The 11343-nt window shown below is 68.3% G+C and carries 12 protein-coding genes; 10 read left to right on the top strand and 2 right to left on the bottom strand.

What is annotated here, in order from left to right:
- Nucleotides 1-106: 106 nt before the first annotated feature.
- The 5 genes from ACIA75_RS21580 to ACIA75_RS21600 all read left to right on the top strand — a co-directional run bounded on the left by ACIA75_RS21580 (nt 107) and on the right by ACIA75_RS21600 (nt 5899).
- Nucleotides 107-1072: a bifunctional riboflavin kinase/FAD synthetase gene (locus tag ACIA75_RS21580; RefSeq protein WP_397106597.1), complete on the top strand. Its 966-nt coding sequence runs from the start codon at nt 107-109 to the stop codon at nt 1070-1072.
- A 186-nt stretch (nt 1073-1258) separates the two neighbouring features.
- Nucleotides 1259-1528: a 30S ribosomal protein S15 gene (gene rpsO / locus ACIA75_RS21585; protein ID WP_397106599.1), complete on the top strand. Its 270-nt coding sequence runs from the start codon at nt 1259-1261 to the stop codon at nt 1526-1528.
- A gap of 399 nt (nt 1529-1927) precedes the next feature.
- Complete coding sequence (locus ACIA75_RS21590) at nt 1928-4225, top strand: polyribonucleotide nucleotidyltransferase (protein WP_397106601.1); 2298 nt, start codon at nt 1928-1930, stop codon at nt 4223-4225.
- Entirely contained in the window at nt 4200-5612 is a 1413-nt protein-coding gene (locus ACIA75_RS21595; protein WP_397106603.1) for a M16 family metallopeptidase, read from the top strand. Before ACIA75_RS21590 ends, ACIA75_RS21595 begins: the two co-directional genes overlap by 26 nt.
- Before the next feature lie 125 nt (nt 5613-5737).
- Entirely contained in the window at nt 5738-5899 is a 162-nt protein-coding gene (locus tag ACIA75_RS21600; RefSeq protein ID WP_397106605.1) for a hypothetical protein, read from the top strand.
- A gap of 74 nt (nt 5900-5973) precedes the next feature.
- On the opposite strand, the gene ACIA75_RS21605 is transcribed toward ACIA75_RS21600, so the two are convergent.
- Nucleotides 5974-6294: an ArsR/SmtB family transcription factor gene (locus tag ACIA75_RS21605; protein ID WP_397106607.1), complete on the bottom strand. Its 321-nt coding sequence runs from the start codon at nt 6292-6294 to the stop codon at nt 5974-5976.
- A 91-nt stretch (nt 6295-6385) separates the two neighbouring features.
- Here ACIA75_RS21605 and ACIA75_RS21610 point away from each other — a divergent pair, with 91 nt between their 5' ends.
- Complete coding sequence (locus ACIA75_RS21610) at nt 6386-7597, top strand: MFS transporter (protein ID WP_397106610.1); 1212 nt, start codon at nt 6386-6388, stop codon at nt 7595-7597.
- 39 nt (nt 7598-7636) lie between these two features.
- On the opposite strand, the gene ACIA75_RS21615 is transcribed toward ACIA75_RS21610, so the two are convergent.
- Nucleotides 7637-8032: a VOC family protein gene (locus tag ACIA75_RS21615; protein WP_397106612.1), complete on the bottom strand. Its 396-nt coding sequence runs from the start codon at nt 8030-8032 to the stop codon at nt 7637-7639.
- 136 nt (nt 8033-8168) lie between these two features.
- Here ACIA75_RS21615 and ACIA75_RS21620 point away from each other — a divergent pair, with 136 nt between their 5' ends.
- The 4 genes from ACIA75_RS21620 to ACIA75_RS21635 all read left to right on the top strand — a co-directional run bounded on the left by ACIA75_RS21620 (nt 8169) and on the right by ACIA75_RS21635 (nt 11337).
- The gene (locus ACIA75_RS21620) at nt 8169-9269 is read left to right on the top strand and encodes a zinc-binding dehydrogenase (RefSeq protein WP_397106614.1); all 1101 of its coding nucleotides are present in this window, start codon (nt 8169-8171) and stop codon (nt 9267-9269) included.
- Between the two features lie 155 nt (nt 9270-9424).
- The gene (dapB, locus tag ACIA75_RS21625; protein WP_397106616.1) at nt 9425-10177 is read left to right on the top strand and encodes a 4-hydroxy-tetrahydrodipicolinate reductase; all 753 of its coding nucleotides are present in this window, start codon (nt 9425-9427) and stop codon (nt 10175-10177) included.
- 216 nt (nt 10178-10393) lie between these two features.
- A complete protein-coding gene (locus ACIA75_RS21630) occupies nt 10394-10840 on the top strand; it encodes a hypothetical protein (RefSeq protein ID WP_397106740.1) in 447 nt (148 codons plus the stop codon).
- Between the two features lie 44 nt (nt 10841-10884).
- On the top strand, nt 10885-11337 hold the full coding sequence (locus tag ACIA75_RS21635; RefSeq protein WP_397106618.1) for a flavodoxin family protein: 453 nt from the start codon (nt 10885-10887) through the stop codon (nt 11335-11337).
- The last annotated feature ends 6 nt before the right edge of the window (nt 11338-11343 follow it).

Below are 11343 nucleotides of genomic sequence, written 5' to 3' on the forward strand. Positions count from 1 at the left end.
ATCCCGCCACCTCCGGGAAACCCGGTGTTCGCGCGCGCGTAGCCGGGCCGGCGACCGGTCCCACCCGAATACGCTGCGGCCGCCTGTTTGCGTAGGCTTGGCGTCTGTGCAGAGGTGGCGAAGTCTCGACGACGTACCCGCGGATTGGGGTCGGTGCGTTCTCACGATCGGCGTTTTCGACGGTGTTCATCGCGGTCACGCGCAACTGATCAGCCGGGCGGTGAAGTCCGCTGCCGCGCGCGGTGTCCCGGCGGTCCTGATGACCTTCGATCCGCATCCGATGGAGGTGATCCGGCCCGGTTCGCATCCCGCGCAGCTCACCACGCTCACCCGGCGCGCCGAACTCGCCGAGGAGCTCGGGGTCGACGTGTTCTGTGTGATGCCGTTCACCCACGATTTCATGAAACTCACCCCGGCCGAATACGTGCACGATCTGCTGGTGGAACGCCTGCACGTCGCCGAGGTCGTGGTCGGTGACAATTTCACCTTCGGCAAGAAGGCCGCGGGGACGGTCGCGACCATGGCCGACCTCGGCGGCCGGTTCGGCTTCGCGGTCGACGCGGTCACCCTGCTGGGCGAACACGCGGTCACGTTCTCCTCGACCTATATCCGCGCCTGCGTGGACGCCGGTGATATGGCCGCCGCCGCCGACGCGCTCGGCCGGCCGCACCGGGTCGAGGGGGTGGTGGTACGTGGTGACGGCCGCGGTCGCGAACTCGGTTTCCCCACCGCCAATGTCGCCCCGCCCATGCATGCCGCGATCCCGGCCGACGGGGTCTACGCGGGCTGGTTCACCGTGCTCGGTCCCGGGCCCACCATCGGTACGGTGACGCCCGGGCAGCGCGCCATGGCCGCGATCTCGGTGGGCACCAACCCCACCTTCTCCGGCCGTGCCCGCACCGTGGAGGCCTATGTGCTGGACCGCGAGGCCGATCTCTACGGTCAGCACGTGGCCGTGGATTTCGTGGATCATCTGCGCGGTATGCGGAAATTCGAGTCGATCGACGAACTGATCGCCGCCATGGGCCGCGACGTCGATACCGCCCGCAAGATCCTCGGCGCCGGAAACTAGCCGGCCACACCCCACCCGGCCGGGGTCGATACGGCTCCGGTATGGTGGCTCGTCGGGTCTGCTGCGGTCCGCGGCGGCGCCCACCCCGGAAAAAGCGTGACCGAAGAATCACCTCTCGGCGATTTTCTTCGGCGGCCGAACCCGGGCCCCTTACGCGCGGAACTGAGAAACAGGAGTGGATGCCCCATGGCGCTGACCACCGAGAAGAAGAAGGCGATTCTCGCCGAGTACGGTCTGCACGAAACGGACACCGGTTCGCCGGAGGCGCAGATCGCGCTGCTGTCCAAGCGGATCTCCGAGATCACCGAGCATCTGAAGGTGCACAAGCACGATCACCACACCCGGCACGGCCTGATGGCGCTCATCGGCCGCCGGAAGCGGCTGTCGAAGTACCTGCAGAACAAGGACATCAACCGGTACCGCAGCCTGATCGAACGTCTCGGCCTGCGGCGCTGACAGAGCGTGAATCGCCCGGTTCCATGAGCCGGGCGATACGTATGCCGACGGGGCGCATACAATCGCCCCGTCGGCATTTTCGTGTACGGGGAACCCCCTGGACATGAGACGACAGAACCAGCCGTGCGCACCCGTGTTCGTGGCGTCGGTCTTCGGTAGTGGCTTTTCGGCCCGGACGAGATACGCCGGAGAGCTTCGATCGATGACCGCCTCCGCGTCGCCGTATCCAAGGGGATCCGGCCGGGTGTACGCGTCGCAGCCCGAGATACGGCGACCGCTGACCTCGACGGTCACCGCGGTAACGCCGTCGCGCCGCGTCCAGACCTGGTACGGCTGACACAGCCGGATCGCGCCACCGGGCGCCGATATCCGGCGAGACGAGAGGTTGAGAACAGAGATATGCCAGAAACCACCGAACGTACGAAGAGCTCGGCCATCGAGGTCGAACCCGGAGTGTTCGAATCCGTCGCGCTGATCGACAACGGCGCGTTCGGCACCCGCACCATTCGCTTCGAAACGGGCCGGCTCGCCAAGCAGGCCGCCGGATCGGTCGTCGCCTACCTGGACGACGAGACCATGCTGCTGTCGGCCACCACCGCCGGTAAGCACCCCAAGGAGCAGTTCGATTTCTTCCCGCTGACCGTCGACGTCGAAGAGCGGATGTACGCGGCGGGCCGGATCCCCGGGTCGTTCTTCCGCCGCGAGGGCCGCCCCTCCACCGACGCGATCCTCACCTGCCGCCTGATCGACCGGCCGCTGCGCCCCTCCTTCGTCGACGGACTGCGCAACGAGATCCAGGTCGTCGTGACGGTCCTGAGCCTGGATCCGAAGGATCTCTACGATGTGGTCGCCATCAACGCGGCCTCGGCTTCCACCCAGTTCGCGGGCCTGCCGTTCTCCGGCCCCGTCGGCGGCGTGCGGGTCGCGCTGATCAACGACGCCGACGCCGGCACCCCCGCCGGTGGGCAGTGGGTGGCCTTCCCGACCAACGAACAGCTGGAAAAGGCAGTCTTCGACATGGTCGTGGCCGGCCGGGTCACCGATACCGGTGACGTCGCGATCATGATGGTCGAGGCGGAAGCCACCGATAACGTGATCGAGCAGGTCGCGGCCGGTGCGCAGGCTCCGACCGAAGCCGTGGTCGCCGAGGGCCTCGAGGCCGCGAAACCGTTCATCGCCCGCCTCTGCCGGGCGCAGCAGGACCTGGCCGAGCTGGCGGCCAAGCCCACCGAGGATTTCCCCCTCTTCCCGCCGTATGCCGACGACGCGTACGCCGCCGTCGAAGAGGCCGCCAAGGCGCCGCTGTCCGAGGCACTGAGCATCGCCGGTAAGCAGGAGCGCGACGAGAAGATCGACGAGGTCAAGCTCGACGTGCTGTCGCGGCTCGGGGCGTCGTTCGAGGGCCGGGAGAAGGAACTCGGCGCCGCCTTCCGGTCGGTTACCAAGAAGCTGGTGCGCCAGCGCATCCTCACCGACGGCTTCCGGATCGACGGCCGCGGCCTGGCCGATATCCGGGCGCTGTCCGCCGAGGTCGCCGTGGTGCCGCGGGCGCACGGTTCGGCGCTGTTCGAGCGCGGCGAAACCCAGATCATGGGTGTCACCACCCTCGATATGGTCAAGATGGCGCAGCAGGTCGATTCGCTCGGCCCGGAAACCTCCAAGCGCTATATGCATCACTACAACTTCCCGCCGTACTCGACCGGTGAGACCGGTCGCGTCGGCTCGCCCAAGCGGCGCGAGATCGGCCACGGTGCGCTGGCCGAGCGGGCGCTGATCCCGGTGCTGCCGAGCCAGGACGAATTCCCCTACGCGATCCGTCAGGTCTCGGAGGCGCTCGGCTCCAACGGGTCCACCTCGATGGGTTCGGTGTGCGCGTCGACCCTGTCGCTGCTCAACGCCGGTGTGCCGCTGAAGGCGCCGGTCGCGGGTATCGCCATGGGTCTGGTCTCGGATACCGTCACCAACGAGGCCGGTGCCGCCGAGGTCCGCTATGTGGCGCTGACCGATATCCTCGGCGCCGAGGACGCGTTCGGCGATATGGACTTCAAGGTCGCCGGCACCCGTGATTTCGTCACCGCCCTGCAGCTGGACACCAAACTCGACGGTATTCCGTCGCAGGTCCTCGCGGGTGCGCTGGGCCAGGCGCACGATGCCCGCACCACGATCCTGGATGTGATGGCCGAGGCCATCGCCACCCCGGACGAGATGAGCCCGTACGCACCGCGGGTCACCGCGATCAAGATCCCGGTCGACAAGATCGGCGAGGTGATCGGGCCCAAGGGCAAGATGATCAACCAGATCACCGACGACACCGGCGCCAATATCTCCATCGAGGACGACGGCACCGTGTTCGTCGGCGCCACCGACGGTCCGTCGGCGCAGGCCGCGATCGACGCCATCAACGCCATCGCGAACCCGCAGCTGCCCAAGGTCGGCGAGCGGTTCCTCGGCACCGTTGTCAAGACCACCGCGTTCGGTGCGTTCGTTTCGCTGCTGCCCGGCCGCGACGGTCTGGTACACATCTCCAAACTCGGCAACGGCAAGCGCGTGGCCAAGGTGGAGGATGTGGTGAACGTCGGCGACAAGCTGCGCGTGGAGATCGCCGATATCGACAACCGCGGCAAGATCTCGCTGGTCCCCGTCGACGAGAGCGCCGACGAGGCTCCCGCCGATGCGGATACCGCGGCGACCGAGTAGTACTGGTCGTGTGACGGAGCAGAAGACAGCGGCCCCCCTGCGCCCGAGTGGGCAGGGGGGTTCGTCATCGACGTGGCGGATCGGCGAAACCGTCGATATCGACAACGGAGTACGGCGTACCGTCCTGCCGGGTGGTCTGCGGGTCGTGACCGAGCAGGTACCGGGTGTGCGTTCGGCGTCCGTCGGGGTCTGGGTCGGGGTCGGTTCCCGCGACGAGGGCCCGACGGTCGCCGGCGCGGCGCATTTCCTGGAGCACCTGCTCTTCAAGGCGACCCCGACCCGCTCGGCGCTGGATATCGCCGAAGCCATGGACGCGGTCGGCGGGGAACTCAACGCGTTCACCGCCAAGGAACAGACCTGCTACTACGCCCACGTCGTGGACGAGGACCTGCCGCTGGCGGTGGACCTGGTCTCCGATGTGGTGCTCAACGGGTTGTGCCGGGCCGTGGACGTGGATGTGGAACGACAGGTCGTGCTGGAAGAGATCGCCATGCGCGACGACGACCCGGAAGACCTGGTCGGCGATGCCTTTCTCACCGCCCTGTTCGGGGATCACCCGATCGGGCGGCCGATCATCGGTTCCATCGAATCGATCGAAGGGATGCGGGCGAGCCAGCTGCGGTCCTTCCACCAGCGCCGGTACACACCGGACCGGATGGTGGTGGCGGTGGCCGGAAATATCGACCACGAGCACACCGTGGAGCTGGTGCACCGGGCAGTGGCCGGCCGGTTGGACCCCGCGGCCGTTCCGGCGCCGCGCCGGGAGGGACATTTCCGGACCCGTTCGGCGCCGGCGCTGAGCTGGAGCCACCGCGACAGCGAACAGGCGCATCTGGTGTTCGGTGTCCGGGCCTACGGCCGGCACGAGGGACCGCGGCGCTGGCCGCTGTCGGTGCTGAACACCGTGATCGGTGGGGGCCTGAGTTCCCGGCTGTTCCAGCGGATCCGGGAGGAACGCGGTCTGGCGTACTCGGTCTACTCCAGCGTGGACACCTTCGCCGACACCGGCGCGTTCTCGGTGTACCTGGGCTGCCAGCCCGAGAACCTGAACGAGGTGACCACACTCGCGCGCGACGTCCTCGAGGAGATCGCGGCCGACGGCATCACCGATGCCGAATGTGCCCGGGCGAAAGGGTCGTTGCGTGGCGGGCTGGTGCTCGGGCTGGAGGATTCGGCGTCGCGGATGAACCGCATCGGCCGCAGCGAACTCAGCTACGGCAACCACCGAAGCGTCTCCGAAACGCTGGCCCGGATCGACGCGGTCACCACCGACGAGGTCGGCGAGATCGCCCGCGCGCTGCTCGCCCGGCCCTTCGCCGCCGCGGTCGCCGGACCGTACCGCCGCAAACGCGATCTGCCTGCCGCCGTGGTCCGGTTGGTTGGTTGAGCTGGTCACCGGGCCCAGCCTGTTATCGAGGGTGGATTGGCACGGTCGCCGGACCGTACCAGCGTAAACCGGCTCGGCCCACCGTTGTTGCCCGGCTGATCGGCTGGTCTGGGGGCGGTGACCGGGTGGCTCGTCGCCTGGGGCCGCCGGCCCGCGTGCACGCCTGCGCGCGGCGGTCCGATGCGGTGCCGAGGTCCGGGATTGTGGTCAGCGTCCGGTATTTCGAAGCGCTCACCGAGGAGATCGATCGAACGGTGCGGGTGGGTCGCCCGTCGATCTGCCGCTGACGGTTTCGGGTGCGCCGTGGTGTTCGCGGGCCGCCGGCACCGGTCGGGAGATACGTCGTCCGGGCGCCGGCCGCTCAGTCCTGCCGGGCGCGGTTGGCGGCGCCGACGATCGAATCGAGCAGGCCGGGCAGTGCCTCGTCGAGGGCTTCGGTGCGCAGCCGCTGACAGGTCTGGCCGTCGATGATCAGTCGGTCGGTGACACCGGCTTCGCGCAGGATTTTGAAATGGTGCGTCGCGGTCGACTTGTTGATCCCGTCGTAGAGGGTGGCGCAGCGCAGTGCGGTGCCCGCGTTGCTGAGCCTGCGCACCATTTCCAGGCGGACCGGATCCTGTAGCGCGCCGAGCACCGCGGGGAGCGCGGCTACCGGGTGGGCCTCTGTGGTGATGTCCGTCATGGTCTACCTTCGGGCGGTTTGATGATCGTCGTACTGTACGTTACTGTCGATCAAGTTCGATAATCTTCAAACTTACCTGATCGGGGTCTCGATGGCAGCGATAACCGCAGCGACCGCGCCGGATCGAGTAGCGCAATCCTGGGCCTATACGCTGGTGCTGGCGGCCACCGGTGTCGCTCTCGGAGTATCGGGGGTGCCCGCCCCGCTGTACGGCCTGTACGAGCAGGAATGGCATCTGTCGCCGCTGACCACCACGATCGTCTTCGCGGTCTACGCGGTCGCCGCGCTGGTGGCGGTGCTGGTCTCCGGGCGCATCTCCGATGTGGTCGGTCGTAAACCCGTGCTGCTGGGCGCTTTCGCCACCATGATCGCCGGACTGGTGGTCTTCGTCCTCGCCGATACCGTGGCCATGCTGGTGCTGGCGCGGGCACTGCACGGGCTGGCTGTCGGCGCGACGGTCGTTGCCGGCGCCGCGGCCCTGCTCGACCTGCGCCCGCACCGAGGAGCCCGATCCGGCCAGCTCAGCGGGGTCGCCTTCAACGCCGGGATGGCGGTCGCCATCATGGGTTCGGCGTTGCTCGCGCAGTATGCGCCCAACCCGCTGCGTACTCCGTACGTGGTCATCACGGTGATCTGCCTGGTCGTGGCCGCCGGTGTCCTCGCGTTGCGTGAACCGCACGCCGCCCGGGTAGCCGGCCGGATCCGGATCGCGCGTCCGGCGGTACCGCAGGAGATCCGCGGTGATTTCTGGTTCTCGGCGCTGGGTGTGATGGCGGCCTGGTCGGTTCTCGGTGTCCTGTTGTCGCTGTATCCGTCGCTGGCGGCGGAGCAGACCGGAATCCACAACCTGGTCTTCGGTGGAGTGGTCGTCGCCTCGACGGCGCTGGCGGCGGCCGTCGTCCAGCTGTTCGCGACGCGGATACCCGCCCGCCGGGCCGCGGTCTTCGGCGATATCGGGATGGCCGTCACCTTGCTGCTGACCATCCCGGCCCTGGGTACGCACCACTGGGCCGTCGTGGTCGGTATCGGGCTGGTGCTCGGCGCCACCTTCGGACTCGGCTTCGGCGGTTCGCTGCGCCACCTCTCCAATGTCGTGCCGCACCACAAACGCGGCGAGACGATGTCCGCCTACTACCTGCTGGCCTATACGGCCATGGCTCTGCCCACGGTGCTTGCGGGCTGGGCCGCGACGGCATGGGGCTTGGAGAACGTGTTTCCGTGGTTCATCGGCGCGGTGGCCCTGGCCTGCCTCGTCGCGGCGGGTCTCGGGATGCGACGCGGTCGTATCGAGGTAGCGGCCTGAGCCGGTCCGGGTGGCCGGTGACCACCCGGACCGGGCCGGTTACTGCGGCCAACCCCCGTACGGGACCGTGATCAACTCCAGGTAGTGACCGCTGGGGTCCAGGAAGTACACCCCCCGGCCGCCGTCGTTGTGGTTGATCTCGCCCGGCGCGTGCTGATGCGGATCGGCCCAATGCTCGAGACCGTAGCGCTGGATCTTGGCGTACGCGCTGTCGAATTCCGGCTCCGAGACCAGGAAGGCGTAATGCTGGCCCTGGATCTCGGTGATATGAGCCGGGACATTCGCGAAATCGAACGTGACCCCGTTCGCGGTGGGAAGCGGAATGAACGGACCCCATTCGGGACCCAATTCCAGGCCGAGGATATCGGCCCAGAATTCGGCCGATACCCGGTTGTCACGACAGCCGACAATGGTGTGGTTGAACTGGATGGACAAAGGAAGATCTCCTCGAATCGTGATGATCCCGACCCCGGGCTCGGTACAAGGCGGCCAACGGGAGCACCATCACGAGAATTCAGGATAGTCCGATGCGGATCATGAGCAAGACTCCGCCGCGGCCTACCGTGGTCCCATGAGAATTCGTGGGGCAGTCCTGGAACGTATCGCCGCGCCCGCACCGTACGCCGCTTCGGCGCCGATCACCGTCGGCGAACTCGACCTCGCCGACCCCGGCCCCGGCGAGGTGCTGGTACGGATCGAAGCAGCCGGAATCTGCCATTCGGACCTTTCCGTGGTCGACGGCAACCGGGTCCGGCCGGTACCCATGCTGCTCGGCCACGAAGCCGCCGGAAAGGTCGTGGCGGCCGGTCCGGACGCCGGCCTGCCCATCGGACAGCGGGTCGTCATGACCTTCCTGCCCCGCTGCGGCGAATGCGCCGGCTGCGCCTCGAACGGCCGGACACCGTGCATCCCCGGTAGCGCCGCGAACAATGCCGGTGAACTACTGAACGGCGGCCGGCGGCTGCATCGCGGCGGCGCCGAAGTGCAGCATCACCTCGGGGTGTCGGGATTCGCCACCCACGCTGTCGTGGACCGCAGGTCGGTGGTGCCGGTCGACGACGATGTTCCGCCGGACGTCGCGGCCGTCCTGGGCTGTGCGGTGCTGACCGGCGGGGGAGCGTTGCTCAATTCCGCGAAACCGGCCGCCGGCGACCGCGTGATGGTGGTCGGCCTCGGCGGGGTCGGGATGGCGGCGGTGCTGGTGGCGGTATCACTGGGCGTCCGCGAGGTGATCGCCGTCGACACGGTGCCGGAAAAACTCGATCTGGCCCGCAGCCTCGGGGCGAACAGTGCGTATACGCCCGCGGACCTGGCCGAACAGGAAATCCGGGCCGAAGTGGTCGTGGAGGCCGTGGGGTCGGCGCGCGCGTTCGAAAGCGCGGTGGCGGCCACGGCCCCGGGCGGTACCACCGTGACGGTGGGGCTCCCGTCGCCGGAGGCTCGCGCGAGTATCTCCCCGTTGGGCCTGGTGGCCCAGGGCCGGTCGATCGTGGGCAGCTACCTCGGCTCGGCGGTGCCGTCGCGCGATATTCCGGAGTATGTGCGGATGTGGCGGGAGGGGCGGCTGCCGGTGGAGAAACTCATCTCGGCGCGGATCGGGCTGGACGAGATAAACCGGGCGATGGACGAATTGGCTGCCGGGCACGCACTGCGCCAGGTGATCGTTTTCTGAGTTGCTTGCGCGTCGGCGGGCTCCACCGCCTCGGTGTCGAGTCCAGCGAGGCCCTGGGTGCCGGGGCCACGGGCCGACCCGCGACGCCGCAGTAGGCGCCGAGACACACCGCAGTAGGCTCGTCTCCGAATCCGACGACAGGCAGGAGTGGCGAGGTGACGGCACCGATTCGGGTGGGCGTTCTGGGGGCGCAGGGCAAGGTCGGGCAGGCCATCTGTGCCGCGGTCGAGGCGGCCGTCGATCTCGAGCTGGTCGCCACCGTGGACAAGGACGATTCGCTGGACCGGTTCACCGAGACCGGAGCCCAGGTCGTCGTCGATTTCACCCACCCCGATGTCGTGATGGGTAATCTGCGGTTCCTGGTGGACAACGGTATCCACGCTGTCGTCGGCACCACCGGGTTCGACAGTGCGCGGCTCGACGAGGTGCGCGGCTGGTTGTCCGGGCGGCCGGAGGTCGGGGTGCTGATCGCGCCGAATTTCGCGATCGGCGCGGTGCTGTCGATGCGGTTCGCGGAGCAGGCGGCGCGGTTCTTCGAATCGGCCGAGGTGATCGAACTGCACCACCCGAACAAGGCCGACGCGCCGTCGGGTACCGCGTACCGGACCGCCGGGATCATTGCCGAAGCCCGCAAACAGGCCGGGGCCGGGCCGGTTCCGGACGCCACCACCACCGAACTCGACGGGGCGCGGGGCGCCGAGGTCGACGGCGTGCGGGTGCATTCGGTGCGTGTGGCCGGGCTCGTCGCCCATCAGGAGGTGCTGTTCGGCACCCAGGGGGAGACGCTCACCATCCGGCACGATTCCCTCGATCGTTCGTCGTTCGCGCCCGGCGTGCTGCTGGGGGTCCGGCAGATCGGCGGGCGTCCCGGTCTCACCGTCGGACTCGATCCCTTCCTCGACCTGTGAGCGAGCTTGCGAGCGAACCGTCGGCGCAGCGCGCATCGCGCACGACGGAGCCGAGCGCCAGCGAGGTGCAGTCGTGAGCGAGCTTGCGAGCGAACCGTCGGCGCAGCGCGCATCGCGCACGACGGAGCCGAGCGCCAGCGAGGTGCAGTCGTGAGCGAATCCGGCAGCACGACCGGAGATTCCGGGTCCGACCGGGCGGTGGCCAAGATCGTCGTGATGGTGGCGGTCCTGGTCCTGGCGCTGATTTTCTACTTCCTGTGGCTGGGCCGGATCGCCGTGGAACTGCTGACCTCCGGCGATATCGCGGCCGTCGGCCTGGGCGCCGGGGTGTTGATCCTGCCGCTGCTGGGGGTGTGGATGGTCGTGTCCACCATCCGGTCCGCGCTGGACCATCAGCGGCTGGCCCGCCGGATCCACGACGAGGGACTGGAATTGGATGTCTCCGATCTGCCGCGCCGGGCCTCCGGCCGGATCGAGCGCGCGGCCGCCGACGAACTGTTCCTCACGGTGAAACAGGAATGGGAAGCCGACCCGGACAATTGGCGGGTCTCCTACCGGCTGGCCCGCGCCTACGACTATGCCGGTGATCGGGCCCGGGCCCGCAGCACCATGCGCCGCGCGGTGGAATTGGAAAGACACGAACGCGATCCCGGCTCCCGCTAGGTTCACCGCCGGCGCCGTCCGGTTCGCCCACTAGGCTGGCAAGGATGCCGACGTTGCTGATCATCCATCACACGCCGTCGCCGTATATGCAGGCGATGTTCGAGGCACTGGTATCCGGCGCCACGGACCCGGAGATCGAAGGTGTGCAGGTCGTGCGCCGGGCGGCCCTGGCGGTTTCACCGGCCGATGTGCTCGAGGCGGACGGCTATCTGCTCGGCACCCCGGCCAACCTCGGGTACATGAGCGGCGCCCTCAAGCACGCCTTCGATGTCGTGTACTACCCCTGCCTCGACTCGACGCGCGGACGTCCGTTCGGTCTCTACCTCCACGGCAACGAGGGCACCGAGGGAGCCGAGCGGGGTGTCACCTCCATTACGACCGGGCTGGGGTGGGTGAAAGCCGCCGACTACGTCGTGGTGTCGGGCAAGCCGGCCAAGGACGACCTGGAGGCGTGCTGGGAACTCGGCGCAACGGTTGCGGCGCAGCTGATGGGCTGATCCGGC

It is taken from the genome of Nocardia sp. NPDC051750, assembly GCF_044453135.1.
GTDB lineage: Bacteria > Actinomycetota > Actinomycetes > Mycobacteriales > Mycobacteriaceae > Nocardia.